The 25,855-nt window shown below is 72.5% G+C and carries 22 protein-coding genes, 1 tRNA gene and 2 pseudogenes; 10 read left to right on the forward strand and 15 right to left on the reverse strand.

The features are described from left to right. The first annotated feature begins 65 nt into the window (after window positions 1-65). The gene (locus tag ACFSC0_RS04975; RefSeq protein WP_377282410.1) at window positions 66-836 is read left to right on the forward strand and encodes a DUF6270 domain-containing protein; all 771 of its coding nucleotides are present in this window, start codon (window positions 66-68) and stop codon (window positions 834-836) included. Here ACFSC0_RS04975 and ACFSC0_RS04980 read toward each other — a convergent pair. The 3 genes from ACFSC0_RS04980 to ACFSC0_RS04990 form a co-directional block, all read right to left on the reverse strand. Further along, window positions 833-2,074, reverse strand: a complete 1,242-nt coding sequence (locus ACFSC0_RS04980; RefSeq protein WP_377282411.1) for a glycosyltransferase — start codon at window positions 2,072-2,074, stop codon at window positions 833-835. The genes ACFSC0_RS04975 and ACFSC0_RS04980 overlap by 4 nt on opposite strands. Then, window positions 2,074-4,287, reverse strand: coding sequence for a glycosyltransferase family 2 protein (locus ACFSC0_RS04985; protein WP_377282412.1), 2,214 nt, complete (start codon window positions 4,285-4,287; stop codon window positions 2,074-2,076). The genes ACFSC0_RS04980 and ACFSC0_RS04985 overlap by 1 nt, the downstream gene beginning before the upstream one ends. Before the next feature lie 112 nt (window positions 4,288-4,399). Next, window positions 4,400-7,348, reverse strand: a complete 2,949-nt coding sequence (locus ACFSC0_RS04990) for a hypothetical protein (protein ID WP_377282413.1) — start codon at window positions 7,346-7,348, stop codon at window positions 4,400-4,402. A gap of 129 nt (window positions 7,349-7,477) precedes the next feature. Between ACFSC0_RS04990 and ACFSC0_RS04995 the strand changes: the two genes are divergently transcribed. Together ACFSC0_RS04995 and ACFSC0_RS05000 are read left to right on the forward strand one after the other, a co-directional pair. Next, window positions 7,478-8,509, forward strand: a complete 1,032-nt coding sequence (locus ACFSC0_RS04995) for a hypothetical protein (RefSeq protein ID WP_377282414.1) — start codon at window positions 7,478-7,480, stop codon at window positions 8,507-8,509. A gap of 7 nt (window positions 8,510-8,516) precedes the next feature. Beyond that, on the forward strand, window positions 8,517-9,581 hold the full coding sequence (locus ACFSC0_RS05000) for a class I SAM-dependent methyltransferase (RefSeq protein ID WP_377282415.1): 1,065 nt from the start codon (window positions 8,517-8,519) through the stop codon (window positions 9,579-9,581). Here the strand turns inward: ACFSC0_RS05000 and ACFSC0_RS05005 are convergent. Further along, window positions 9,565-10,968 carry a hypothetical protein gene (locus ACFSC0_RS05005; protein WP_377282416.1) on the reverse strand — a complete coding sequence of 468 codons (1,404 nt, stop codon included), beginning with the start codon at window positions 10,966-10,968 and terminating at the stop codon, window positions 9,565-9,567. The two genes, ACFSC0_RS05000 and ACFSC0_RS05005, sit on opposite strands and share 17 nt — an antisense overlap. Before the next feature lie 108 nt (window positions 10,969-11,076). Here ACFSC0_RS05005 and ACFSC0_RS05010 point away from each other — a divergent pair, with 108 nt between their 5' ends. Beyond that, window positions 11,077-11,832 (forward strand): PIG-L family deacetylase, encoded by a 756-nt coding sequence (locus ACFSC0_RS05010; RefSeq protein ID WP_377282417.1) that lies wholly within the window; start codon window positions 11,077-11,079, stop codon window positions 11,830-11,832. On the opposite strand, the gene ACFSC0_RS05015 is transcribed toward ACFSC0_RS05010, so the two are convergent. Together ACFSC0_RS05015 and ACFSC0_RS05020 are read right to left on the reverse strand one after the other, a co-directional pair. Next, window positions 11,824-12,183 (reverse strand): hypothetical protein, encoded by a 360-nt coding sequence (locus tag ACFSC0_RS05015; RefSeq protein WP_377282418.1) that lies wholly within the window; start codon window positions 12,181-12,183, stop codon window positions 11,824-11,826. The two genes, ACFSC0_RS05010 and ACFSC0_RS05015, sit on opposite strands and share 9 nt — an antisense overlap. A 2-nt stretch (window positions 12,184-12,185) precedes the next feature. After that, complete coding sequence (locus ACFSC0_RS05020) at window positions 12,186-13,235, reverse strand: glycosyltransferase family 2 protein (protein WP_377282419.1); 1,050 nt, start codon at window positions 13,233-13,235, stop codon at window positions 12,186-12,188. Window positions 13,236-13,410: 175 nt separating this feature from the next. Between ACFSC0_RS05020 and ACFSC0_RS05025 the strand changes: the two genes are divergently transcribed. The 3 genes from ACFSC0_RS05025 to ACFSC0_RS05035 all read left to right on the forward strand — a co-directional run bounded on the left by ACFSC0_RS05025 (window position 13,411) and on the right by ACFSC0_RS05035 (window position 15,549). Further along, window positions 13,411-14,244 carry an ABC transporter permease gene (locus ACFSC0_RS05025; protein WP_377282420.1) on the forward strand — a complete coding sequence of 278 codons (834 nt, stop codon included), beginning with the start codon at window positions 13,411-13,413 and terminating at the stop codon, window positions 14,242-14,244. Further along, window positions 14,244-15,011 carry an ABC transporter ATP-binding protein gene (locus tag ACFSC0_RS05030; protein ID WP_377282421.1) on the forward strand — a complete coding sequence of 256 codons (768 nt, stop codon included), beginning with the start codon at window positions 14,244-14,246 and terminating at the stop codon, window positions 15,009-15,011. The genes ACFSC0_RS05025 and ACFSC0_RS05030 overlap by 1 nt, the downstream gene beginning before the upstream one ends. A 76-nt stretch (window positions 15,012-15,087) precedes the next feature. Continuing rightward, window positions 15,088-15,549, forward strand: coding sequence for a carboxymuconolactone decarboxylase family protein (locus ACFSC0_RS05035; RefSeq protein ID WP_377282422.1), 462 nt, complete (start codon window positions 15,088-15,090; stop codon window positions 15,547-15,549). 50 nt (window positions 15,550-15,599) lie between these two features. Here the strand turns inward: ACFSC0_RS05035 and ACFSC0_RS05040 are convergent, their stop codons facing one another. The 3 genes from ACFSC0_RS05040 to ACFSC0_RS05050 form a co-directional block, all read right to left on the reverse strand. After that, complete coding sequence (locus ACFSC0_RS05040) at window positions 15,600-16,595, reverse strand: VOC family protein (RefSeq protein ID WP_377282423.1); 996 nt, start codon at window positions 16,593-16,595, stop codon at window positions 15,600-15,602. Window positions 16,596-16,719: 124 nt separating this feature from the next. After that, window positions 16,720-18,519 (reverse strand): glycosyltransferase family 2 protein, encoded by a 1,800-nt coding sequence (locus ACFSC0_RS05045; protein WP_377282424.1) that lies wholly within the window; start codon window positions 18,517-18,519, stop codon window positions 16,720-16,722. A 48-nt stretch (window positions 18,520-18,567) separates the two neighbouring features. Further along, window positions 18,568-19,449 carry an NAD(P)-dependent oxidoreductase gene (locus ACFSC0_RS05050; protein WP_377282425.1) on the reverse strand — a complete coding sequence of 294 codons (882 nt, stop codon included), beginning with the start codon at window positions 19,447-19,449 and terminating at the stop codon, window positions 18,568-18,570. Between the two features lie 206 nt (window positions 19,450-19,655). Between ACFSC0_RS05050 and ACFSC0_RS05055 the strand changes: the two genes are divergently transcribed. Both ACFSC0_RS05055 and ACFSC0_RS05060 read left to right on the forward strand, forming a co-directional pair. After that, a complete protein-coding gene (locus tag ACFSC0_RS05055) occupies window positions 19,656-20,810 on the forward strand; it encodes a hypothetical protein (RefSeq protein WP_377355093.1) in 1,155 nt (384 codons plus the stop codon). A 174-nt stretch (window positions 20,811-20,984) separates the two neighbouring features. Continuing rightward, window positions 20,985-21,743, forward strand: a complete 759-nt coding sequence (locus ACFSC0_RS05060; protein ID WP_377282713.1) for a hypothetical protein — start codon at window positions 20,985-20,987, stop codon at window positions 21,741-21,743. A gap of 157 nt (window positions 21,744-21,900) precedes the next feature. Here ACFSC0_RS05060 and ACFSC0_RS05065 read toward each other — a convergent pair. The 3 genes and pseudogenes from ACFSC0_RS05065 to ACFSC0_RS05075 form a co-directional block, all read right to left on the reverse strand. Then, a pseudogene (locus ACFSC0_RS05065) lies at window positions 21,901-22,086 on the reverse strand (cold-shock protein); the annotation flags it as partial. 171 nt (window positions 22,087-22,257) lie between these two features. Continuing rightward, window positions 22,258-22,455 (reverse strand): annotated as a pseudogene (locus ACFSC0_RS05070) (cold-shock protein); the annotation flags it as partial. Further along, window positions 22,455-23,444 (reverse strand): alpha/beta fold hydrolase, encoded by a 990-nt coding sequence (locus ACFSC0_RS05075; protein WP_377282712.1) that lies wholly within the window; start codon window positions 23,442-23,444, stop codon window positions 22,455-22,457. The gene ACFSC0_RS05075 and the pseudogene ACFSC0_RS05070, both read right to left, overlap by 1 nt. A 108-nt stretch (window positions 23,445-23,552) precedes the next feature. Between ACFSC0_RS05075 and ACFSC0_RS05080 the strand changes: the two genes are divergently transcribed. Then, window positions 23,553-23,753, forward strand: a complete 201-nt coding sequence (locus ACFSC0_RS05080) for a hypothetical protein (protein ID WP_377282711.1) — start codon at window positions 23,553-23,555, stop codon at window positions 23,751-23,753. A gap of 36 nt (window positions 23,754-23,789) precedes the next feature. Here ACFSC0_RS05080 and ACFSC0_RS05085 read toward each other — a convergent pair whose 3' ends face one another. The 3 genes from ACFSC0_RS05085 to ACFSC0_RS05095 form a co-directional block, all read right to left on the reverse strand. Next, window positions 23,790-25,178 carry a calcium-binding protein gene (locus ACFSC0_RS05085; protein WP_377282710.1) on the reverse strand — a complete coding sequence of 463 codons (1,389 nt, stop codon included), beginning with the start codon at window positions 25,176-25,178 and terminating at the stop codon, window positions 23,790-23,792. A 159-nt stretch (window positions 25,179-25,337) separates the two neighbouring features. Beyond that, complete coding sequence (locus tag ACFSC0_RS05090; protein WP_377282709.1) at window positions 25,338-25,514, reverse strand: hypothetical protein; 177 nt, start codon at window positions 25,512-25,514, stop codon at window positions 25,338-25,340. 239 nt (window positions 25,515-25,753) lie between these two features. Beyond that, a tRNA-Arg gene (locus ACFSC0_RS05095) sits at window positions 25,754-25,830 on the reverse strand. Window positions 25,831-25,855 lie beyond the last annotated feature (25 nt).

Consider the following 25,855-nt stretch of genomic DNA (forward strand, 5'->3'; position numbering starts at 1 on the left):
CTTACGGGCCCTGTGTTAGACAGCCGCAATCGAAGCGCGACAGAACCTGCGCAAATGGAGTGTCCGTGGCCAAGGTCGCCATCATCGGCAGCTGCATCACCCGCGACATCTGGCCCATCCTCGAAGAGCCCACGCCCGAGCTCCTGTACCTGTCGCGCACGTCCCTGCCGAGCCTGGTTTCGGCGCCCGTCGAGGGCCTGGAGCCGATCGCCGATCAGCCGCACGGCGGGATCAGCCGCTCACAGCGCAATTCGGTGCTGGCCGACCTGCAGAAGACCGCCCTGGCGAGCCTGGCCGCGTTCGAGCCGACGCACATCATCCTCGACTTCATCGACGAGCGTTACGACCTGCTGCAGGTCGGCGGGTCGGTGATCACCCACAGCTGGGACCTGAAGGAGTCCGGCTACCTCGAACAGCCCTGGGCGAAGGCCGCCCGGCGCATCCCCCGGACTTCGGACGAGGCGCGCGCCCTGTGGCGTACCGCCGCGCCGACCTTCGTCGAGGCGCTGCGCCGCCACGGGCTGCTGAAGGCCAGGATCATCCTGCACGAGGCCCAGTGGGCGCAGACCTATCTCGACACGGAGGGGCGACGCCAGGAGCTGCCGGACGCCCTGCAGGTCTGGGAAGGCCTGCCGGCCAGCCTTTCGGAGCACAACGCCCTGCTGGCCGACACGCAGGGCCGCATCGACGACCTGATCCACGGCCTGGTGCGGGTGAAGGCCGACCCGAAGGTCCTGATCGCCGACGAGAACCACCGCTGGGGCCTCAGCCCCTTCCACTACATCCCGGACTACTACCGCGACGTGCTGCGCCAGCTGAAGGCGCTGGGAATCTAGGCGGCCGCGGTGCGGCGCGAGGCGACGACGGCGCGATAGAGCTGGGTGTAGATGAACCCCTCCTCCTCGACACGCGGCGGCAGCGGGATCTTGTCGCGCCAGGCCGCGAGGCGGGCCCGGTCGTCGCAGAGGCGGGCGATGGCCTCGGCCCAGGCGGCCGCGTCGGTCGCCGGCAGCGCGGCGCCGCAGCCGTGCTCGCGCACCACCCGGCCGGCGTTGCCTAGGTCGGAGACCAGCGCCGGCAGGCCGGCGGCGAAGCCTTCGTGCAAGGCCAGGCTGTAGGACTCCGGCACCTGCGAAGGCACGCACAGCACGTCGAACTCCTGCAGCAGGCGCGGGACGTCGGCGGCCGGAACCGCCGGCTCGACGCTGATCTGCGCCCCGCCCGCCTCGGCGGCGATGCGCGCGGCCAGCTCGGGCTCGTAGCAGGGCCCGACGATCCGCAGGCGCGCGTCGGGGCGGGCCGCCTGGGCGAAGGCGCGGGCGATCAGGCCGGCCCCCTTGGCTTCCGAAACGGTGCCCAGGTAGCCGAAGGTCAGCGGCCCGTCCGCCGTCCGGGCCTTGGGCCGCGGGAAGGACAGCAGGTCCACGCCGTTGCCGACCACCCGGATCTGGAGGTCCGGATGCTCGGCCGCGAAGCGCTCGGCCACATAGGGCGAGACGGCGACCACCGCCGAGGCGCCGCGCAGCAGGCTTCCGAGGCGCTCGATGCGGCCGGCGAACTCGCGCTCGCCGATCTCCGGGGACCAGCAGTGGAGCTGGCAGTTGCGCCCGCCCGCCGGCCCTTCGCAGAGCGAACCGTCCAGCCGGATCAGGTTGATCCGATGGCAGATCAGGTGGAAGTCGGTGAGCGTCACCACATAGCCCGCCCGCCGGTCGCGCAGCAGCTCCACCGCGTCGGCCAGGCGCAGGGCGTGCATCACATGCACCACGTCGAAGCGCGGGCGGGAGTCCAGGAAGCGTTCGAAGCTCTGGCGCAGCCCGTCGATGGGCCGGAAGCCGAGGTCGTCCAGCGGCCGCCCGTCCTGGTGCGGCAGCGCATGCACCGGCACCCCCTGCACCAGGCAGGTGCGAAGCCCCGCCGCCTCCCGCCACGGCGGCCCGGGACGGTGCGAGGTGGTGAAGACCTCCACGTGGTGGCCTTCGGACTGGGCCGCGTGGGCCAGGTTCAGCGTCACCTTTTCGGTGCCGCCGGCGAACTCGGGCAGGAACTGGTGGACCAGGTAGAGGATGCGCATCAGATGCCCGCCAGCAGGATGTCGCGCAGGGCGTCGAGCCGCTCGGCCTCCGCCCCGGCCGCGTTCGGCCGGTTGTGCAGGTAGATGTAGGCGAGCTGGGCGCCGAGGCTCATGGCCAGCGTCTTCTGGGCGGTGGCGACCAGCTCTTCGGCCAGGTGCTCGTCCACCTCGGTGAACACCGCCTCCACGAAGGCGGCGGTGTGCTCGATGCGGTCGACGAACATGGTCCGCACCTGCTCGGCGTCGGTCAGGCCCGCCTGGCCCTCCTCGGCCACGACGCGCTCGAACCAGGGCCGGATCGGCGCGTGGCCGAAGTCGTCCGGACTGGCGGGCGGGCGGCCCGAGAGCTTGATGTCCCTGGCCTTGTTGGCGAGCGCGCGCAGGCTGGCCGCCGCCGGGACGCCGAGCGCCGGGCGCCAGGCCTCGACGACCTGCTTCAGCCGGTCCGCGCCCAGCAGCGCGCCGGAAAACGAGCGCGCCTGCGGCGTCGCGAAGTCCGGGAACACCTCGGTCAGGAAGACCACGTCCACGAACACGCGGCGCAGGTAGTAGCCGGTCTTGCGGTTGTGCGAGTGCACCACCTTCACCGACGAGAGCATGCCGGTCCGCCGGCCGTCCTTGATCAGCCGCACGCCCAGGATCAGGTCCTCGGCGTAGCGGCCCTGGTAGCGGTAGGCCTCGAAGATCTCGCGGCTCATCATGCAGGCGACGTCGCTCACCTGCCCCTGGGCGCGCAGGGACTCGTGGTCGGCCCCGGCGTAAGCCCCGATCCGGTCCTTGTCCCAGCAGCCGAGGAACCGGTAGTGGGTGTCGATGGCCGCGTTGTAGAGCAGCTCGGAGTCCTTGCGCGGGAACTCGGCGCAGGACACCGCCGCCAGCCGCTCGGCCTCGTTGCGCGGGTGGACCAGCGCCTTGGCCAGGGAATGCAGCCACCAGTCGCCGACCGGATAGGCGTCCTGGACCATGAACAGGAAGAGGTCGCCGCGGGCGGCGTCGGCCCCCAGGTTGCGGGCGTGGCTGTGCGAGAACTCGCTGTTGGGGATCCGCACGAGGGTGGCCCCGAACGCCTCGGCCATCGCATCGGTGCCGTCGCTCGAGCCGGAGTCGACGACCACGATCTCGACGCCCTTCAGCCCCTTCTGCGCGCGCAGCTTGCGCAGCAGCCAGTAGAACTCGTCGCCGGCGTTCAGGGTCGGGATCACCACCGAGACGGTCAGGTTCAGCGGCTCGGGCGTCTCGCCGGCCACTTCCGGCAGCGTCAGGATCCGCCCGGGCAGCGGGAAGGCGACGGGACCGGCCGGGCCATCCTTCTCGGCCTCGCCGTCCGCTGCGGCGGGGCGGGCGGCGGGCGCGGCGCCGGGCGTGAACCGCTCGCGCAGCCTGGCCTTCAGCTCCGGCCGCAGCGGCGCGCGCCGCAGCAGCGCCAGGAACACCCGGCGGGCGGCCTGGCCGGCCGGGATGTCGCCGCGCATCACCCGCGCCGCGCCGCGCAGGGGCCGCGTCAGCCGCCAGGAGGCCGAGCCGTAGACGCTCTCCAGCTGGCGCTGGGCCTCCTCGTAGTCGCCGATCCGCTTGGTCAGCGCCCGGTACTGCATCTCGGCCATCGCCGCCTGCATGTCGCTGCGCCGGCGCTCGATCTCGAACTGCCGCTCCAGCCACTGGCGATGGGCGGTCAGCTGGCTCTGGCTCGCGGCCACGTCGTCGCGGATCGCCCGCAGGCTCTCGGCGACGTCGGCGAGCTCGCGGCACAGACCGGCCAGGTCGTCGGCGCCCTCGGTGCGCGCGGCGGGCGCGGCCTCGCCCTGGGCGGCCGCCGAGACGGTGACGAAGGCGGTGATCGCCCGTGACGAGAGGCGCGGATCGAGCTCGATCTCCAGCTCGGTGGCGTCGCTCAGGCACTCGACCACCACGGCCTTGCCGCAGCGCTCGGTGCGCACGTCGCGCGCCTGGCGGAACAGGTCGCCGGCCCCGGCCCAGCGGTAGAGGTCCGCGCCATCCTCGCCGCGCAGCACGAGCGAATGCAGGGCGAAGCGGGCGCCGGCCCTGGGGAACTGCACGCGCACCAGGGTGGCGGGGCTGGCCAGGGCGGGCGCGGCGATGCTCGAGCGGATGGGCCGCTCGAACAGCGGCGCGGTCGCCACCGGAGAAGCGGCCTCTTCCGGACGCGCGCCGGCGCCGGCGCGGCTGAGCACCCTGACCGGCAGCTCGCTCATCGGATTGTGGTGGGCTTCATTGGGGCCGCCCCCGTTGCGGCGCAGAATCGCCCTCGCCGGCCGCCATGGGGCCGCAAGGCTGGGCCGTCGCTACACGTCGCAAATATGAGGGTCAACGGGCGCCCATGTCGCGCCGCCGCCGGGCGGCCCCGGCGGCCTCGGCGAGGTCGGCGCTCATCCGGCTGAGGGTCAGGTCGTGCAGCGTCCGCCGCCGCCCCTCGGCGATCTCGGCGGCCCGTCCCGAGGCGAAGAACTCGACCAGTTCGGCCTCCGAGCCCAGCACCACGCCCGCCTCGGTGGCGGCGGTCACCGCCGCGGCGTTGCCGCTGTCGGCGAAGGCCACCAGGCCGGCCCCGCCCGCCTGCGCCTCGAAGGCGGTCAGGCAGAAGGTCTCCGGGCAGATGGACCAGATCACCACGAGGTCGACCTGCAGCGCCTCGACCGCCTTGTACATGGCGTCCAGATGGTCGGGCGCGATGGCCACGCGGCGGAATTCCACCGGCGCCGACGGATCGGGCGCATCGCCCAGCTGGTAGAACTCGTAGCGCTCGTCGCCCCGGACCTTGGCGGCGAGATCGCGGTAGGCGGGCCAGCCCTTGTGGCTGACCGGCAGGCCCAGGAAGGCGACGACCACGGGGCCCTTGCGGCGGCTGCGCTCGCCGCGCGGCGTCAGCGTCGCGTGCGGATGGACGATCTCCACCGCCGCGCGCGGCGCCCCGCCCTTGCGCCAGATGTCCAGCGCCGCCTGCGAGGGCGAGACCAGCGTCGGCGACAGCCGCTCGAACAGGCGCCGGTAGCCCTCCATGTGCCGCACGCGGTGGCCGCCGTAGATGCACAGGCCGCAGGCCGTGCTGCCGACCGGCGGCGCGCCGCAGAACTCCACGTCGTTGCGCAGCAGGGTGTAGCCGGCGCAGACCGCGGCGAAGTCGTGCACCCAGAAGAAGGTCTCGGACGGGGCGGCCGCCTCGACGATCTCGGCCACGGCGTCGGCCTGGTGGCCCAGCAGGTTGTGGATCGCGGCGGTCAGGTCGACGCCGGCCAGCGCCTCGGCCGCGACCTGCCGGACGTCGCCGGCCCGGAAGTCTCCGACCATCCGGCCCTCGACCAGCACGGCGATGGGATAGTCGCGGTCCTCGATCAGCACCGGCGCGGGGACGCTGGGGAAGATGTGGATGTGGGCCCGCCCGGCCTCGCGCAGCGCCGCGCCTTCGCGGGCGATGCACAGCTGCACGCCGCCGACCTTGTCGGTGAAATCGTCGTGGCTGACGGTGAGGTGCGCCTTCGCCAGCCCCGCCAACGCCTCCCGCAGGATGTGGGGATCGCGGATCTCCACCGGGCCGCGCTTCTTGGCGGCCCAGGCGGTGCGCGCCTCCACGTCCTGCAGCTTCTCCAGGATGTCGTAGCGCCAGCCCAGGTGCGGCCGCGGCCGGTAGCCGGCCGCCCGGCCGATGGTCAGGTAGTGGTAGAGCGGGTTGATGTCCGCGTCGGCCACCTCGGGATAGGCCTCGAGGTAGTGCCGGGTGGAGAAGGCCGGGCTCGGGTCGCGCCCCTCGCGCCAGCCGCTCTCCAGGTAGTGGGTCAAAGGGTCGGCGCCGGACTGGGCGATGTCGACGTAGAGGTCGAGGTAGTAGTCGCGGTCGAAGGCCGGCTCCACCACCGCGCGCTGCTCGTCGAAGCTGGTCGACTGCCGGGCGGCGGGTGCGACCGGGGCCGAGGGCGGCCGCGGCTTCGGCGGGGCGTCCATGCCGCCGCGCAGGTAGTCCACCAGCGGGTTGATCCCCAGCGGGCCGAGCTGCGGCTTGGCCTCCAGGTAGGCGCGCGTGGAGAACCACGGGTTGGGGTCGCGTCCCTCGCGCCAGCCGACCTCCAGGTAGTGGGCGACGGGGTCGAAGCCGCGCACGTCCGGATAGCTCGCCAGGTAGAATTCCGGGTCGAGGGCCGTCCAGACTTCGCGGTACTCCGGGCGGTGGAAGCGCTCGATCAGCTGGTCGGGCGGGCCGTAGCCGGCGATGTCCACGCGGCTCGGCGCGGCGGGCGCATCCGCCGCCGGAGCCGCCTGCAGCCTGCGGGCTAGCTCGTCGCGCTCGGCGCGGACCGCGTGCAGTTCGGCGGCGACGGCGCGGACCTCGTTCTCCAGGCGGTTGCGCTGGAAGTCGACCAGCTGGCGCTGAAAGAGCAGGTCCGCCCGCGTCTGGTCGAGGTCGCGGGCGATCGGCGAGACGAGGCCGCCGAGGCGCCGTTTCAGGGCCGCGAAGTCGGCGGCGATCGCGTCGATCTCTTCGGCCGGCGGCGCGGCGTCGGCGCACGCCCGCTCCATCCAGTCGGTCAGGCGGGCGGCCAGTTGGCCGGTCTCGCCGAGGCCGCTGAGGTCGTCGTCGCCGGCGTGGTGGCGCAGGGCCTTGGAGACGGCCTCCTCCTGCCCGAGCTTGGACGCGTCCAGCCCTTCCTCGCCGAAGGCCGCGGCGACCCGCAGGGCCTGCGCCCGCCAGTCCTCCAGCAGCTGCTCGTAGGAGACGAAGATGCGCGCCCGACCGCGGCTGTGGCGCTCGGCGGCCAGCATGTAGCTGATCCAGATCAGCACGCCCCGCTCCAGGGCGAAGCCGTCGCGCCGCTGCAGCGACTTGGCCACCGCGATGGGCCGGCGCATCGAGATCACGTTGCGAACGGCGATGTCCCGCCGGTCGAACAGCTCGAACCAGGCGGGGGCCAGCAGCGAGATCCGCGGGTCTTTCAGCAGCGGCCGCGGCGCCTGGCCGAACTCTTCGTCGAACAGGTCGGACGCCTTGCGGACCCACGCCTCGTTCAGCACGGCCGGCAGCGGCTCCAGCGGAAACGCGAACGGGTCGTCCCAGGCGCTGTGGGCGGCGCGCAGCCACTGGTCGTTCAGCACCGCGATCGGCCAGGACTCGAAGTAGCCCGCCTCGTTGTGCTCGTCCCCCGGCATGGTGTGGGCCGGAAGGTCGGGCCCCAGGGCGGCCAGCGCCTTGGTCAGGGCCGAGGTCCCGGACCTGTGCATGCCCAGCACCAGGTAGACGGCGCGCGCGGTTCCGGCGGAGGTCATCGGTTGCGGCTGTAAGCGGAACGGCGGGCGGCGCCAAGCGCGCTTGCCTGCTGCGGCGACATGCTCCACACACGGCCCGCGCCCGGGCGGCGCCCGAAACCCCAGCCGTCAGGCGGACTTGGCCCTCCGATGAACGTCGTCTGCTTCTCGAGCTTCACCTTCAGCTACCTGGATCGCGCCCGGGTGCTGTTCGAGACGGTGAAGCGCCACCAGCCGGGCTGGACGCGCGTCGCGCTGATCACCGACAGGCCGCCGGCCGGCGTGGATTTCCGCATCGAGGACGAGCCGTTCGACCGGGTGGTCTGGGCCGAGGACCTGGGCCTGCCCGACTTCCCGGCCTGGCTCTTCAAGCACGACGTGGTCGAGGCCTGCACGGCCGTGAAGGGCCCGTTCGCCGAGATGGTCTGCCGTCAGGGGGAGGCCGACGCCGTGGTCTACCTCGACCCCGACATCGCGGTCTTCTCGAGCCTGGATCCGATCGAACAGGCGCTGGAGCGCGCCGACATCCTGGTCACGCCCCACCTCGTGGAGCCGAACGAGGGCCACGAGGCGATCCTCGACAACGACATCTCGGCCCTGCGGACCGGCGTCTTCAACTTCGGCTTCGTGGCCATGCGCACGCGCGGCGAGGGGGCCAAGTTCGCCGCCTGGTGGGCGCGCATGCTGCGCGACTACTGCTACGACGACATCCCGGCGGGCCTGTTCACCGACCAGCGCTGGGGCGACCACATCCCCAGCTTCTTCGACAACTACGCGGTCCTGCGCGACCCCGGCTACAACGTCGCCAGCTGGAACCTGTCGCGCCGCAAAGTGGCGATCGGCCACGACGGCGAAGTGCAGGTGAACGGCGTCCCCCTGCGCTTCTGGCACTTCACCAAGCTCGGACCGCTGGGCGATGCGATGACCCAGAAGTACGCAGGCGACAACTTCCAGGTCTACGAGATCTGGGACTGGTACCGCCGGCAGGTGAAGAGCCAGGCCCTGCCCGGCCTGCCCGCCCGCTACTGGGCCTATGGCGCCTATTCGGACGGCTCGCCGATCGCCAAGGCGCACCGGGTCCTCTACCGCACCCGGCCGGACCTGCAGGCCGCCTATCCCGACCCGTTCGACGCCCGCGGCTTCAAGCGCTGGCTGGCCGAGCAGGACCAGGCGGCGGCCTGAGCCGGAGATGGGCGTCAGACGACTGCTCGTGCGCCTGCTGGGCGGGGCGCCGCCGGCCAACGAGGCCGATCGCCGCCGCGAGTTCGCGCTGAGCGCCTTCCGCAACATCCTGCAGCGCGAGCCCACGCCGGACGAGCTGGAGCACTGGGCCCGCACCGCCGGCGAAATCGGCCCCGGCAAGGTGCTCGACCTGATGTTCGGCTCCGACGAATTCCAGCACCGCAATCGCGTCGCGCGGCGCTCGGAGTTCTACGCCGGCCACTTCTATTCTCCGGTCGTCGACCCGGAGGCCCTCGCCGCCTCGGGCTTCTCGGTCGACCGCGACGTCCCGCCGTCGGCCCTGCCTGGCCTGGCCATGGACCCGGACCGGATGGTGCGCTTCTGGGACGAACAGCTGCCCGCGATGCGGGCCGCGGACTTCCCCGAAGAGGAAACGCCGGGGCGGCGGTACTATGCGCGCAACGACCTCTACTCCTGGGGCGACGCCTATGTGCTGGCGGCGATGCTGGCGGCCCACCGGCCCGGCCGGATCGTCGAGATCGGCTCGGGATTCTCCTCGGCCTGCATGCTGGACCTGGTGGACGCGATGGGCCTCTCCACCGCCTTTACCTTCGTGGAGCCCTACGCCGACCGGCTGAAGGGGCTGCTGACCGAGGCCGACCGGGCCCGCTGCACCCTGCTGGAGGTTCCCGTCCAGGCGACCGGGCCGGAGCTCTACGAGGCGCTCGGTCCCGGCGACGTCCTGTTCATCGACTCCACCCACGTCAGCAAGGCCGGCTCGGACGTCAACTTCGAGCTGTTCGAGATCCTGCCGCGGCTCAAGCCGGGCGTGGTCGTGCACGTGCACGACATCTTCTACCCGTTCGAGTACCCCGAAGACTGGATCTTCCGGCAACGGCGCTCGTGGAACGAGGCCTACGCCCTGCGCGCCTTCCTGGCCTTCAACAGCGCCTTCGAGATCCTGTTCTTCAACGACTACTTCGGCCGCCATCACGCGGACCACGCCCGGGCCACCCTGCCCCGTTTCCTGGACAATCCCGGCGGCGGGCTGTGGCTCAGGAAGACCGCCTGACCCGCCTCAGAGACGGATCGAGGGCGAAGTAGAGCAGGCCGGTCAGCGCCGTCAGGTCGAGGATGTAGAGGTAGCGGTAGTCGCAGGCGATGGAGATGGCGAAATAGCTCGCCGCCGTCGCCAGGCCCGCGGCCAGCATCCCGGCCATGGCCAGGTCCGCCGCCCCGCCTCGGACGAGGAACAGCCCCGCCAGCACCATGGCGAGCAGCGCGTAGGCCGCGTGCGAATAGATGGGCGTGTCCGCAAAGCGCAGCGCATAGGCCGCCAGCCGCCGGTCGTTGGCGTCCTGGCCGGCGGTGAGGCCCAGGGTCTCCAGCTGGGCCGGAACGCCCTCCACCCCCACCGCCACCGGCAGGCAGCGCTCGAGCCTGGGCGTCAGGAAGACCCAGCGGAAGGCCTCCAGGCGATGGCCGAGGTAGGCGCCCGGATGCTGGCTCGCGACCTCCAGCCACTGGGCGCGGATGGCCGGCGCCGGCGTACGCCAGAAGCTGCGGCGCACGTCCGGATGCTGCTCCAGCTGGTCCACCCGCTCGGGCGAATAGGCGAGCCCGGCCTTGGCGCGGATCAGGTCGTCGGCGGCCGGATTGGCGGCGTCGATGTGCGGCAGCGGGATGGTCGGGTCACGGGCGACGGCGCCCAGGATGTCGTAGTGCAGCAGGATGCGAAGGCCGGTGTCGGTGCGCCGGCCGGGGTCGGCGTTCGGCGGCTGGATGGCCGCATCGATGGCCAGGGCCAGCAGGAGCACGGCGGCCGAGCTGCCGGCCGCCGCCAGGGCCGCCCGCACCCATCCGCGCCGCCGCACCATCAGCCCCACGGTCAGGGCGGCGATCACGACCACGATCAGCCCGTTCTGGCGGACCAGGCTGGCGAGCGCCAGCGCCAGGGCCGCCAGCGCCAGGGCGATCCAGCGACCGGCCCCGCCCCTCGCCTCGCCCGCGTGGGCCAGGGCCACGAAGCCGGCGACCGCCAGATTGGCGAACAGAACGTCCTTCCAGACGATGCCCTGGTAGAGCACCACCGCCGGCGTGGCGGCGACGAGCGCCGCGGCCGCCGCGGCGGCCCAGGAGGTCCGTCGCCGCAGCCCCGGCAGCGACCAGAGGCTGACGAGCAGCAGGGCGGCGCTCGCCAGCAGGTAGGCGCCGGTCCCGCCGCCCATCCGGTCCGAGAGGCCCAGCACCCAGGCGTAGATCGCCGGCCCCCAGGACTGCTGGGCGTTGGCTCGGCCCTCGGCGAGCTGGGTGACGGAATCGTAGGTCAGGTGGCCGGGGAAGCTGAGGACCAGCATGGCGACGAAGCCTGCCGCCAGGGCGGCGCGGTACGCGAGGGCCGCCGATGAGCCTGGCCGCCGTTCCCCCATCGCCTCCCCGCCTCCGACCATCAGCGACAAACACCGTCATCCTGGACAACCTGCAAGGCCGAGCGGGATGACGGGCTGGGGTTAAGCTGCGGCGCGGCGGCTGAAAAGCCCGGCTTGGCCGGCGCGGGGGATCGTGGTGTGGTCGCGCACGCCCCGATGACCGTCCTATACCTCTTCGCCCACTTCGACGACGAGTACGCCGCCCTGCCGCTGCTGCTGGCGCGGGCGCGGGCGGGCGTGGAGCAGCGGCTGGTCTACGTCGCCGACTACGCGTCGCCAGCGCTGGCCGAGCGGCGCTTCTCGGAGACCCGCCGGCTGCTGGAGCGCATCGGCCTGCCCGCCGACGCGGCCCGCCACGCCGGACGGGGCGCGGGCGTCCTCGACGGCGCCCTGCACCGCGCGCTGCCGGCCGCCGAGGCGGTGCTGCGGGAGTCGGCCGAAGGCCTGGACGAGATCGAGCGGCTGGTGGTCCCGGCCTGGGAGGGCGGCCATCCCGACCACGACAGCCTGGCCTTCCTGGCGGTGCGGCTCAGCGCGGCCGCGGGCGGCGTTCCCATCGACCAGGTCTCGCTCTACCACGGCCGCGGATTGCCGGGCCGGCTGTTCCGCGGCGCATCGCCCCTGCCGGAGAACGGGCCGGTGGAGCGGGCGCGCCTGTCGGCCGCCGACTGGGCGCTCTATGCCGACGCGGTCCGCTGCTTTCCCTCGCAGTGGCGCACCTGGGCCGGCCTGTGGCCCGCCATGTTCGCGACCTTCGCGACCTCCGGCTACGGCTACCAGAGGCTGGCGCCCGAGCGGGTCCGCGAGCGGCCGCACGCCGGGCCGCTGCTGTACGAACGCATGTACAAGGTGCCCTACGAGGAGGTGCGGGCGGCGCTGGACGCCCTAGGCTGATCTCGGGCTGAGCAGCCAAAGGCCCGCCAGCATCAGCAGGTAGCCGCCGGCCATGGTCCAGGAGAGCGGCTCGCCGAACGCGGCCCAGGCCAGCGGCGGCACCAGCGCCGCGCCGACGATGGCGGCGGGATAGGCGACGGACAGCGGCGTGCGCTTCAGGATCGCCAGCCAAAGCACCGCCGAGAGGCCGTACCAGGCGAAGGCGGCCAGGAGCGGCAGGTTCTGGATCAGGCGCCACAGGATCGGACCGTCCAGGTCCTGATGCTTCAGGCTCGCGAGCTTGAACAGCACCTGCCCGACCGGAACCATGGCGGCGTAGGCGGCCAGGCGCGCGAGGTCGGCCGCGCGCAAGCTCAGGTCTCGGTGAGCTGCTCGACCGCCCGCAGGTGCGGATGGATCGGCCGCGTCGGCACGCTGAGCACGTCGAAGTTCAGCGCCTGCAGCAGCAGCTGCACGCCGACGATCACCGGCAGGGCGGCGGCCATGACCACGCCCGCCGAGGCCGCCTGGCCGGGCTCGCGCACGCTGATCCACCACAGGGCGTAGGACAGCCCGAACATCATCGAGGCGACGCCGGCGATGGCCTCCACCGTGGCCACGTTGAAGTCGCGGATGAAGTACTGGCCCGCGATCCGCCGGACGAAGTTGTGCAGGTGGCGCAGGGCGAAGGGGCCGACGATGCGGCCGATCCTGATGTTGCTGACCTCCTCGCCGTAGCGGGCGGGGATGGCCACGTCGCGCACCACGGCGCGCAGGGTGCCCAGGTGGTAGAGCAGGTCGGTCTCGAAGAAGTAGCGCTGCGCGATCTTCTTCTCGAGCACGCGCCGGGCGACGCTGGCCTCGATGGCGGTGAAGCCGTTGGTCGGATCGAAGACGTTCCAGTAGCCGCTGGAGACCTTCGACAGGAAGCTCAGCACGGCGTTCCCGAACACCCGGATCGGCGGCATGTTCGACAGGTGGCTGGCCGAGGTGAACCGGTTGCCCTTGGCGTAGTCGGCCTCGCCGAGCAAGATCGGCGCGATCAGCTGGGGCAGGTAGGAAAGGTCCATCTGGTCGTCCCCGTCGACCTTGACGAAGATCCGCCCGCCGCGCGCGTCCGCCTCGCGGTAGCCGGCCATGGTCGCCCCGCCGACGCCCTGGTTCTGCGGCAGCCGCACGACCACGACCCGCGGGTCCTTGGCGTTGGCCTCGATGAAATCTCCGGAGCGGTCGGGGCAGGCGTCGTCGACGCAGACGATCCCCTCCACCCAGGCCGGGGTCTTCTCGATCACCCGCAGCACGTGGGCGACAACCCGGTAGCAGGGCACCACCAGCCACACGCCCGCGCTGGCCAGCGACGGCGGCGCGGCCGGCGCCGGAGGGGCCGGGCTCGCGGATGCGAAGGAGGGGCGGAGCGTGGACATGGGTGAGAAAGCCGCCAGCAGGGCTAGCATGGGCGCCGGCCAAGCGCCAATCTCTGCCCAAGTCCGCGGAATTCGGCCCGAATCGGGCGCTTCAATCCGTCATATCGGGTGGAGGCGGCTGCGCTTGCACGCTCTGGCGGCGACTGTTACCGGAGCCCGCCTGTCGGGAGACTCAATGGAAGCGGCCCAACATCTGCTGCGGATCGGCCGGCGCGGCGCGCGGTTCGAGTTCGAGATGGCGGCCGCCGACCTCAACGGGTCGCTGAAGCGTCTTGGCCTGGCGTGGTCGCTCGCCCGTCACGACGTCGTCGCCCGCTACCGCGGCTCGATCCTCGGCCCCTTCTGGATCACCCTGTCCATGGGCCTGATGGTGCTGGGCATCGGCTTCCTCTACGCCTCGCTGTTCAGGCAGCCGATCGACCAGTTCCTGCCGTTCGTGGCCCTTGGCCTGGTGTTCTTCCAGACCATGTCGGGGATCATCACCGAGGGCTGCGACACCTTCGTGCTGGCCCGCGGCATGCTCAGCCAGACCGCGATCCCGATGTTCACCTTCGTCTGGCGGACCATCTTCCGGAACGCGATCAACCTGGCCCACCACCTGGTGATCGTGGCCGCCGTGCTGGCCTATTTCGGCGCCTGGCGGGGCATGAACCTGCCGCTGGCGGCGCTCGGGGCCCTGCTGCTGCTGCTCAACGCCGGCTGGCTCAGCATGGTGGCGGGGATCGTCTCGGCCCGCTTCCGCGACATCCCGCCGGTGGTCGCCTCGATCATGCAGTTCGCCATCTTCATGACGCCGGTGTTCTGGCTGCCGACCGTCTTCCCTGAGCGGCACGCGGTGCTGCTGTTCAACCCCTTCGCCCACATGCTGCAGGCGGTCCGCGGCCCCCTGCTGGGCGAGGCCGTGCCGGGGATCACCTGGGTGGTGCTGGTGGTCATGGCGCTCGTCGGCTGGGCCGGCGCCTTCTTCCTCTTCAGCCGGACGCGCCGGCGGATCGTGCACTACCTCTGATGACCGCCATCCCCATCAAGCCGCCCGCGGTCTCGATCAAGGTCACCGACCTGACGCTCCGCTTCCCGGTCTACGGCGCCGACGCCAAGTCGCTGAAGAAGTACCTGGCCCAGGTCGCCGTGGGCGGCCGGCTGGGCTCCTCGCATGCCGGCGCCACCGAGGTGACGGCGCTGTCGAAGATCAACTTCCAGCTCAAGGCCGGCGACCGGCTGGGCCTGATCGGCCACAACGGCTCGGGCAAGACCACCCTGCTTCGGGCCCTGTCCGGCGCCTACGAGCCCGACGAGGGCCAGATCGAGATCTTCGGCCGGATCGCCGCCCTGCTCGACCTCTCGCTGGGCCTCGATCCATCGGCCACGGGCCTGGACAACATCCGCCTGCGCGGGCGGATCGCCGGCCTGTCGTCCAGGGAGATCGACGCGCGGCTCGAGGAGATCGCCGCCTTCACCGGCCTGGGCCCGTTCCTGGCGATGCCGATGAAGACCTATTCGGCCGGCATGCAGGCCAGGCTCGCCTTCGCCGTCTCCACCTCGGTCGAGGCCGACGTGCTGCTGATGGACGAGTGGATCTCGGTCGGCGACTCCGACTTCCAGAAGATCGCCCACGAGCGCCTGCTCAACCTCGTCGAGCGGGCCGGCATCCTGGTGCTCGCCTCGCACGACATCGAGCTGCTCAAGCTCTACTGCAACAAGGTCATGCGGATGGAAGGCGGCGTCGCCTCCGAGATCGTGCCCATCCGCAAGATCGGCGAGCTGCTGGCCGCCTGAAAATGGCGGGCGAGCGGCCCGCCATGTCACAACTGAGCGCGCTCATCCGTCTTGCCTGCATCAACAGGAGGCTCTCATGCGCGCACGCATCAATCCCCACCAGATCTCGCCCAAGGCCCTGCAGCCGATGCTGGACATGGAGGCCTATCTCGCCGGCTGCGGGCTGGAGCACAGCCTCATCGAACTGGTGAAGATGCGCGTCTCCCAGATCAACGGCTGCGCCTATTGCTTGCACATGCACAGCCGCGACGCCCGGGCGGCCGGCGAGAGCGAGGAGCGGCTGCACCTTCTGGCGGCCTGGCGCGAGTCCAGCCTCTACACCGACCGGGAGCGGGCGGCGCTGGCCTGGGCCGAGTCGCTGACCCGCATCGCCGACACCGCCGCCCCCGATGCGGACTTCGAGCCGCTGCGCGCCTGCTTCACCGAGGCGGAGATCGTCGACCTGACGCTGCTGATCACCACCATCAACGCCTGGAACCGCATCGCCGTCGGCTTCCGCAGCCAGCACCCGCGGACCTGGGCCAAGGCGGCGGCCTAGGGGCCGAGAATCGGACGCTGCGAACGTCTGACATGGGTGGAAAGCGGACGTCAGCGCCGCGACGGGCGCGGCTCCGCCGCAGGACGCTCAAAGAACTCAAGCCATGCGGCGCCCGCCTGTTCAGGCGGGATCAAGATGCTTCGTCCGAACCTGCCTTGATAGTCGGGCGCAACGGGAAGATCCCGTTCGGTGAGGACAGACCGCGTCTGCTGCAGTTCAACGACATTGACGCTGTATCCAATGAACGCCGCCGTTCTCGATCCAAGCAGTTGCCGAACCGGGCTCTCTGGCGTCGACGGCTCGACCAGCAGGAGAGCCCTCCCACCGGTCCTTATCTCGCGCGCAGACGCAGCCAATGCGCGGAGCGCAAACCGCTCCCCGACAGCAAAACCAGCGTCTCGGTATGCCTTCTCGGCGTCTGCGAGGCTCTTCACTCCTACCCAAACCGCGTGAAGGCCTTGCGCGCCATTCCGGTGAGTCTCCCGCGCTCGCATCATGTCGATCCGTCGCTGGCGGCTCGCGTTAAGGACCGGCTCGTTGTACTCGATGAAGTACACCTTGGCGCCAGGCAAGGCATCCGTCTCAAGGCCGGTGAGCTTGTAGGACCACTCGCCGGTGCTTCCCTTGATCGTGTCCGGGCCAAATAGCTTGTGACCCCGCCCTCTCAGATGTGTGGCGGTGCGGTCAGCGGAGCTGGTGTGAAGCGTCAACCACGTGAGCCCCTCCGGCGCGGTGGCGGCATGTGGCTCTGAGCTCTTAGCAACCGCGGCAATGTCATGGATGCCGTACAGTTCGAGGTAGGTTTCGTCCGGGAAGTACACGACGCTGTTCTCGAACCCACCTTCGTCGCTACCGTACGGGTAGATCGTGAACCCCAGATCGGCGTACGTCCGCGAGAGCCTGACCAGGCTCTTGGACAGGATCGTCACGTGATCGACGCCGCGACCGGAACCAAGAACGGGCGACTGGGCCCACGTCGCGGTCGCTGTCAGCAGGAACGCCGCTGCGAAGGCTCGAAACCCGAGCCGCACCGTACGGAAGCTCATGCATCCCCCCAGGAAAAGACCGCAGCGACGACATGCTGTCGCGACGGCTGAGCGGATGCAATGTCCGGTACGGTCGAAAGCGGACGACGGAACTCCGGCAGGAAGCGGACCCTGACGGCAGGCCCTAGCCGCCCCACGGCTTCCTTGCGCGCGGTGGGCTCGCCAGCTTGAAGCCGCCGCTGCGCAGGGAGAAGTTGGGGTTGTAGAAGGGGTCTTCGTCGAGGACCTTGCCCCACCGCTGGCGCATGTAGGCGCTCTCCCGGGCGTAGCGCTCGCGATTCTCGGCCGAGCGATCGCGGCCGCGCGAGGCGGACTCGTAGTGGTGCAGCTCGGCGAAGGGCGTGACCACGACGCGCAGCCCCGCCTCCCGGACCTTCAGGCACAGGTCGATGTCGTTGAAGGCCACCGCCAGGTGCTCTTCCTCGAGGCCGCCCACGCGCTCGTAAACCTCGCGGCGCAGCGCCAGGCAGGCGCCGGTGACGGCCGAGACCTCGCGCGTCAGCACCAGGGCGTCGCGATAGCCCCGCGCCTCCCGCTCCACGTAGGGATGGTAGTAGCTGCCGACCCCGGCGATCCCCAGGGCGATGCCGGCGTGCTGCACCCGCCCGTCGGCGAACAGCAGCCGCGCGCCCGCCGCGCCGACGTCCGGGCGCAGCGCCTGGCCGACCAGCTCGGTCAGCCAGCCGGGTCCGATCACGTCGATGTCGTTGTTGAGCAGCACCAGCACCTCGCCCCTGGCCTCGCGGGCGGCCAGGTTGTTGAGGCGCGAGTAGTTGAACGGCGCGGGATCCTCGATCACCCGCACCCGCGGGTCGGCGCGCAGCTTGTCGAACAGCGCCATTGTCGCGGGCTCGACGCTGCCGTTGTCGACGATCAGCAACTCGATCTCGCGGTAGTCCGTGCGCGACAGCACACCCTCGGCGCAGGTCCGCAGCAGCTCGGCCCTGTCGCGGGTGGGCACGATGATCGAGACGAGCGGCGCCGGATCGGGCACGGGCCAGGCGATGCGCAGGCCGCCCTTCGGCGCCGCCTCCACGCGTCCCGCCCCGTGCGGGAGGGGGTGTTCCTGAAGGAAGTCCTGCACGCAGCGGCGGCGCGCCGCCAGGGCGTCGGGCGCCTCGGCCAGCCGGTGGGCGAGAACAAACGGCAGATGCAGCGCGCGCGCCGGCGCGGGCCCGGCGATCCGCAGCGCCAGGTCGAAGGCCTCGGCCCCCTCGGTCCCCCCGCGCAGGCCGCCCACCCGGGCGAGCGCCTCACGGCGGAACAGGGCCAGGCCGCCGCCCACCAGGTCCTGGCCGCCCAGCATCAGCTCCAGGTCGAAGCTCGGCTTGAACCACGGCGCCAGCCGCTCTCCGCCGGGGCCGAGCCGGTCCTCGTCCGCGAAGGCGAGCTCGGCCTCGGGGGCGCCGTTCAGCGCCAGGGCGACAGCGGCCAGGGCATGCGGCCGCAGCCTCACCCCCTCGCCGATCAGGCCGATCCAGTGCCCGCGGGCCTCGGCGAGCGCGGCCTGGGCGGTGGCCCCCGGGGCGGCGGTGCGGATACGGGGATCGCCCTCGGCCGCGGCGCCGGCCGGCAGGATCAGCTCCCAGTCGCTGTAGATCTGCGCCTGCAGGCCCGCCACGTCCGCGCCGCCCAGGGCCACCAGGCTGAACACCGGACGGCGGGGCAGCGCCTCCACCGCCTGGGCGACGGCCTTGCGCTCGTCGCCGCCCAGGGTGTCGAAGGCGCGGGCCCACTGGCCATAGGTGCGCGGGTCCAGCCGGGCCTGCTCGGCCACCGGAAGCCCGGCCTGGTTCATCCAGCGCACCACCGGGCGGCCGACCGCGCGCAGGACCTCGCCGAACCCGCCCAGCCGGTCGCCGAAACGGTCGGCGGCGCCGACCGCCTGCCCAACCAGGCGCTTGAAATCTCCGACCCCAGCCATCGCCCGGCTATTCCATGCGGTGGCGATGCGGTCCAGCCACGCCGGGCGTCAGGCCTGGTCGATCCGGCCCAGCACCCGGTCGAGCGCCGCGGTCAGGTCCTCGTCGACGGCCGACGGGCCGAGCGCGGCGGCCCAGTCGTGCCGGCGGGCGGCCGCCCGGGTCATCAGCGGCGCGACGCCCGCCTCCTCGAGGGTGCGGGCGATCTCCGACAGGTCGGCGGCGTGCCGGGCGCCGCCTTCCAGCGAGCCGGCGATCATCTCCCGCGCCAGCGCCGGCCAGTCGGCGGCGGGGGCGAGGTCGGTCAGCACGCTGAGCACCGTGGATTCGACGCCATGCCGGCGCGCCGCCAGCAGGGACTCGGCCAGCAGCGCCTCGAACCCCCGGAGCATGGCGCTGCAGCACATCTCCGCCGCCGCCGCCTTGCCGACCTGGTCGGAGAACAGGACGGCGCCGGAAAACCCGAGGGGCCGGGCCAGGTCGAGGAAGGCCGGGGCGTAGCGGCCGCCGAGCAGCATCGGCGCCGCCAGCCGCGCCTCGGCCATGGGGGCCATCACCGCGGCCTCGACATAGCGGCCGCCGCGGCCCTCGATCGCGCCGGCGCTGAGCTGCTTCAGGCTGGGCGCGGCCGAGTTGAGATCGAGATAGTAGGCGCCCTTCTCGACACCCCAGGCCGCGGCCCGGGCGGCCTCCAGGCCTTGCGCCGGGGTCACCGCGCAGACGACCAGCTCGGCCCCGTCGGCCGCCTCGGCGGCGCTGGCGCAGTCGTGGGCCGCGCAGCCGTCCAGCGCCCGGCTGGGCCCGCTCTCCGGGTCGGCGAACTGCAGGTCGAAGGCGGCGATTTCGGAGGCGCCGGCGGCGGCCAGCTCCCGCGCCAGGATCTGGCCGACCTGGCCGAAGCCGATCAGGCCGACGCGAGAGAGCTTGGGCATGGGCGGCGGTCCCCGGTCCGACTGAGGCCACACTAGCGCCGAACGCCCGGCTTGGGCAGGCCGCCCCACGCCTGCGGCGAACTGACCTTGGCCGCGGCCACAGAACCGGCCAACTCCCGGCGAGGATTGACCCGCCGCCGCGAGGGCGTACATCACTCGAGGCCAAGGGGACTTAACAAGCGCCGCCCACCAGGCGCAGGACACCTATGCCGTCACCTCCCGACACCGACGAGAAGCCGAACCCGTTCGCGCGCCGCACGCCGTATGGCCAGCCCAAGGCCGCGCCGTTCCGCGTGGGGCCGCTGCCCAAGGCGGCGGCGCCGCCGCCGCCCCGGCCCAAGCTGACGCCGATCACCGTGCCGATCCCCGGCGCTGCGCCGCCCGCGCAGGGGCCCGGCCCCACGGCCCAGGCGCAGGCGCCCGCGCCGCAGCCGTCGCGGATCGCCGGAACCCCGATCGTGGTGCCGACGCCCACGCCGGGCGTCCAGCCGGGGGCCGGCATCCTGATGGGCTCGGCCCTGGCGCCGCGGCCCTCGCCGGCCGTGACCCTGCCGGGCGGCGTGCTGACCGGCGCGGGCCTGGCGACCGCCCAGCCGCGCCCCGTCGCCGACCCGACGGCCAATCCGCACCGGCCGGCCGGCGTCATCCCGCCCCAGCCGCGGCCGACGCCCGCGCCCGCGGCCCGCGCCCCCGCCGCGCCCCGGCCCGCCGAGGCGCCGCAGCCGGCGGCGGCCCGCGCCCCCGAGCCGGCGATGGAACGCCGGATCCCGGTGGAGCCTTCGCCGCCCCCGGCCACCGAGGCGGGCTTCGCCATCCCCGCCGCGCCGGGCCGCCGGCCCGCTCGCCGCCGCGCGGGCCGCGCGCCCGCGCTGATCGGGGCCGGCGCGGCGGTGGCCGCCAGCGCCGCGGCCGCCTTCGTGCTGATGGACCGCGACCCGGCCCCGCCGGCGGAGCCCGCCCAGGCGGCGCTTGCGCCCCTGGCCCCGGAGACCACCTTCCCGAGCGAGCCCGCCGCCCCGGCGGCGCCGGCCGCCGAGCTCGCCTCGGCGCCGTCGGCCGCGCCCACGGCGCCTGCGCCCACAAGCCGGCCCCTCGCCGCCGCGGCCGTTTCGCGCGAGCCCGCCCGGCGGGAAGCGGATCCGCCGAGCGCCCCGAGGCTGGCCATCGCGCCGGCGCCTCCGCCCGCCGCCGCGCCGCCGCCCGCCGCCGCGCCGCCAGCCGAGGCCGCCCCGCCGGCCGTGGCGCTGAACCCGACGCCGGTCGTCCCGCCGCCGGTGGAGCCGCCCATCGCCATCCGCCTGGCCGCCCCGCCGCCGAGCGACCCGGACGCGCCGATGACCACCAAGCCGCCCGGCGAGTAGCGACCGGCGCAGCTTGTCCCCCACCGGCCCGGCGGCTATGAGATTCGCCGTCGAGGCCCGGGGGTTCCTCCGATCTGCCGGTACGCGCGCCGCTCATTTCGCGGCCGTGCGGCTCGACGCCCATACTTCGTCCGCGGGGCCGCTGGCGCCCGCCGCATTTCAAGGGACTGATTGATGTCCGAGGTTCTCGTCCCGCGGCAGTTCCGCGGACCGCCGGTCACCGCCAACGGGGGCTACATCTGCGGCGTGATGGCCAACGCCGTCGGCGGCAAGGGCACGGCGATGCTGCGCGCCGGCGTGCTGGTCGACCAGCCGCACAAGCTCGGCCACGGCGAGGACGGCGAAGCCTTCCTCACCAACGCCGAGGGCCAGTTGGTGGCGACCGCCAAGCCGCTCGCCGAGGGCGCGATCCCCGAGCCGCCGGCGCCGCCGAGCCTGGAGGACGCCCGCCGCTTCGCCGCGACCTCGCCGTTCGCGGCCAAGTCCCTGCACCGGGGCTGCTTCTCCTGCTGCATCGAGCGCGAGGACGGCGAGGGCCTGGGGGTGTTCGTCGGCCAGATCGAGGGCGCGCCGGCCGGCCATTGCGCCGGCGTCTGGCGCCCGCACGCCAACTTCGCCGACGCCGACGGTCGGATGCCCGACGAGATCACCTGGGGCGCCCTGGACTGCTCCGGCTCGATGGCCTGGTACATCAAGACCGGCACGCCGGTGGGCCTCCTGGGCACCATGTCCGGCGAGGTGCTGGAAAAGCCCAAGGCCGGCGAGGACTACATCGTGCTGGCCTGGGCCCGCGAGGTGGACGGCCGCAAGTACTTCTCCGGCGTGGCCCTCTTCGATGCCGCCGGCAAGGTGATGGCCAAGAGCGGCCAGATCTGGATCGGCCGCCCGCCGATGGCCGCCCAGCCGGTGAAGGCCGAGACCGCCGCGAAGTAGCGGCCCGCTTTCGCGGACCAAGAAAAAGGCCCGCCCTCGGCGAGAGGGCGGGCCTTTCCGTCTTGTGGTCAGGCTGAGAGGCCTGGGCCTACCAGCGCTCCTGCTCCCGGCGCGGGGCGCGCGGGCCGCGGGCCGGGCCGGCGCCTTCGCCGGTGACCCGGATGTTCTCGGCGCTGGTCTTGCCGGTCCGCCGGTCGCGGCCCAGTTCGAAGGTGACCGTCTGGCCCTCGTTCAGGGCGCCCAGGCCCGAGCGCTCGACCGCCGAGATGTGCACGAACACGTCCTGGCCGCCGCCGTCCGGCTGGATGAAGCCGAAGCCCTTGGTCGAGTTGAACCATTTCACGGTGCCGCTGGCGCTTTCGCCGGTTCCGCCGCCGCCGCCGCTGTCGTAGCCGCCACGCGCGCCGCCGCCGCCGTATCCGCCGCCGCCGTAACCGCCGCCGCGGGGCTCACGGGCCCGGCCGCCGCCGAAACCGCCGCCGCCGCCGCCGCCGGTCCCGTGCTCGGTCACCGTCAGGTTTTCCGCCGCCATCTTTCCGGACCGGCGGTCCGGCTCGAGGTCGTAGGTCACCTTGTCGCCTTCGTTCAGGCCGCCGATCCCGGCCCGCTCCACGGCCGAGACGTGCACGAAGACATCGGGTCCCCCGTTGTCAGGCTGGATGAAACCGAAGCCCTTCGCCGTGTTGAACCACTTTACCGTACCGCTTTCCATCAAGTGCTCTTTCGGAAGATCGCGCCGGCGCTCGCGTTTGCCGGCAGTTTCAGGGCTTCGTCGCTTTCCACCCTCGCTCGCGAGCCAACCTTACCTCGGCAAAACGCAACTCCCAAGCCGGATCGTTGGGCCATGCAACCGGCGCGGAGACGGTCCAGTTCGGCCCCCACGGCGGCCGTCGCGGCGTGGTGGATCATGTGTCCGGCGCCCGGGAACGTGACCAGCCGCGAGCCCGGCAAGACCGCATGAAGCCGCCGGGCGTGGCGGCTCGGATCGGCGACCAGGTCGGCCTCGCCGGCCAGGATCGTCACCTCGGCGGTGATCCGCCGAAAATCGACAAGCGCCTGTCCCGTCGGCGGAAACAGGCTGGCGGCGTCCTCGCCCTCCTCCACCATCTGGCGCGGGTCGAGGATCTGGCGATAGGGATAGCTGGCCAGCCAGCGCGGCGGCGGACGGTCCGGGGCGAACATCAGCCGCTGGGCCAGCCGCAGCATCGGCGCATCGCCCGTCCAGCGGCCGGCCTCGGCGAACATCGGCCCCACGATGGGCGCCGAGCGAGGCGCCAGCCAGGCGTGCTCCAGCGGCCGCACCTCGGGGAAGGCGATCGGGCTGAGCAGCAGAAGCCCGCCCACTTCGTCCGGCCACTGCTCGGCCCAGGCGAGCGCGACCAGCGCGCCGAACGAGTGGCCGACCAGGATCGGCGCCTCCAGCCCAAGCGCCCTTGCGCCGTCCCGGATCTGGGCCGCCTGGTCGCGCGGCGCCGAGGCGAACCGCGGGCGGCGGCTCGACCCGTGCCCCGGGCGATCGACGACGGCCACCGGGCCGCCCTGCGCCAGCACGTCCGCCGGGCCGCTCAGCCAGTCGTGGGCGGTGGCCAGCGCCCCGTGGATCAGCAGCGCGGCCGGCGCGGCGGCCGGCTCCCCGTCGCTCCTGAGCAGATGGAGGGAGCGGCCGGATCCGAGCTGTACGGTCTGGGAGATGAAGTCCATGCCCCGCCGCAACGCGCGAACCGCCGGGGGCGAAGCAGCTTGGCCTTAAGGAAAGGCTAACGGCCCCTTAACCCTTTGCGCGGCAGAGTGTCCCGGACGAGGTCGCCCATGTCGGACATGACTCTGTTTCCGGTCGGCGCGCGCTGGGTCCTGCTCGACGAACGCGCCTTCGAGATCGGCCAATACGACAGCCAGCGCCAGGCCCTGGAAGCGGCCGGGGACTATGTCCGGCGGCTGGCCGAGCCCCGCTACATCATGATCCGCGAGGACGAGTGGAAGGAGCGGTTGCTCCGCCCCTCCCGGCGCTGAGGGCGGGCCGCCGGCGCGGCGGCCCCTGCCAGCCGCCTAGTTCAGCAGGAAGTTGGCTTCGCTCAGCCCGCTGAGGTTGACGTTCTGCAACCGTATGACGGCGCCCAGCGCGTTGGTCCCGGAGTCCACGTAGAGGTAGACGTCCGCTCCCACCTGCACGGCGACGATGTCCTTGGCGTTGGAGCCGATCTGGCCCTGCGCCGCGGTGGTCGCCTCGGCGAAGCTCGCCGCCGACGTCTCCAGGTAGTTGGCCGCCGTGCCCTGGATGCCGACCCAGAAGGCGTCGCCGGCGAAGTCGGTGATCACGTCCACCTCGTCCACGCTCGAGGCGCCGGCCTCGAAGATGAATCGGTCCGCGCCGGCCCCGCCGGTCAGGGTGTCGGCGTTGGTCCCGCCGGTCAGGTTGTCCACCCCGTCGCCGCCGATCAGCACGTCGGCGCCGGAGTCGCCGTCCAGACGGTCGGCGTCGCCCTCGCCCCACAGGGTGTCGGCGCCCGAGCCGCCGCGGAGCTCGTCCGAGCCGAGGCCGCCGAACACCAGGTCGTCGCCGCTGTTGCCGAACAGGTCGTCGTTGTTCTGGCCGCCGGACAGCGTGTCGTTGTCGAGGCCGCCCTCGAGGGTGTCGTCGCCCAGGTTGCCCTGGAGCAGGTCCGCCCCCGAACCGCCGAACGCCCGGTCGTTCTGCTGACCGCCGAGCAGGGTGTCGTTCCCCGACGCCCCGTCGAGATAGTCGTCGCCGGTGTTGCCGTGCAGGAAGTCGCCGCCCTGGCCGGCGGCGATCGAGTCGGCGCCGTCGCCGCCCTGGATGGAGTCGTCGCCGTCGCCGCCGAAGATCTGGTCGTCGCCCATGTCGCCGAAGATCAGGTCGGCGCCGCTCTGGCCGTCGATGAAGTCGTTCCCCTGGCCGCCCAGCATGGTGTCGTCGCCGTCGTCGCCCTCCAGCTGGTCGTTGCCGAGGTTGCCGAGGATGTAGTCGGCGTTGTCGCCGCCCTCGATGATGTCGGCGCCCTGGCCGCCCACGAGGGTGTTGTTGCCCAGGCCGCCGTCGATCACGTCGTCGCCGATGTTGCCGTGGATCAGGTCGTCGCCGCGGCCGCCTTCGAGGGTGTCGGTCCCCAGGCCGCCGAACAGCGCATCGCCGGTGTCGAGCTCGGCCGACTCCAGGTCGGCGTTCGGCGTGCCGACGAACAGGCGCGAGCCGTCGGCGAACACGAAGTCGCTCTCGCCGTAGAGGCTGGCGCCGAAGGTGACGGTGCGGCCGCCCCAGGTCAGCGTCACCCGCTCCGGCTCGCCGTCGGCGGCCGGCAGGAAGCCGACCCACACCTGGTTCGCCCGCTGGCCGGGACCGAAATGCAGCTGGTCGGCGGCGGCGCTGTACGCCAGCGCCTGCGCTGCGGTGATCGAATCGAACGAATAGAAGGCCATCGCCCCACAACTCCCTGCACCTGAACGGCCCCCCAAACCCTCGCGCGGTGCGCGAGTTTCATTCTGGGACGGGGCCCTGATGTTCAGCGGGAGGCATGCGATATCGGCGCCACAGTGGCGCTTGGTAGGCGTCGGGCGCTCAGGCGCCGGGGCGCGGCCTCAATGCAGCAGGTGCAGCGCCGCCAGTCCTGCCGCGGTGGCGAAGGCGACCCCGCGCAGGTGCGGACTGATCACCAGCCCCGCCCCCGCCGCGACCGCAGCGGCGACCAGCAGCAGGTGGCTGACCGCATCGCCCAGCCGCCAAAGAGTCCGGGTAAGACCGAACAGCTCTTCCATGCGCGGCAGTCTGCCCCCGCCCCGTCAACCGCGGGTTGGCGAGCTTGGTGGCCGATGGGTTGGCGGGGATGGTGAACGGGCCGGGGCAGGCGGAACAGGCGGCGAGACCGCGTTCGGCCCGCGAGAGGTCCCCCGCGCGTCTCACCCGTCGCCGGGATCGCCGCCACGAGGCTCGCGGGCCAGGCACGCGGCGGCGGACGGCCGGAGCCGCAGAGATCGCCTTCGTGGGGGAAGAAGAATGGCGCGCCCGGAACGATTCGAACGTCCGACCCTCAGATTCGTAGTCTGATGCTCTATCCAGCTGAGCTACGGGCGCGCACCGCCTTGCGGCGAGGCGCGGA

Origin of the sequence: Phenylobacterium terrae, assembly GCF_042681205.1 — a bacterium.
Classification (GTDB): Bacteria; Pseudomonadota; Alphaproteobacteria; order Caulobacterales; family Caulobacteraceae; genus Phenylobacterium; species Phenylobacterium terrae.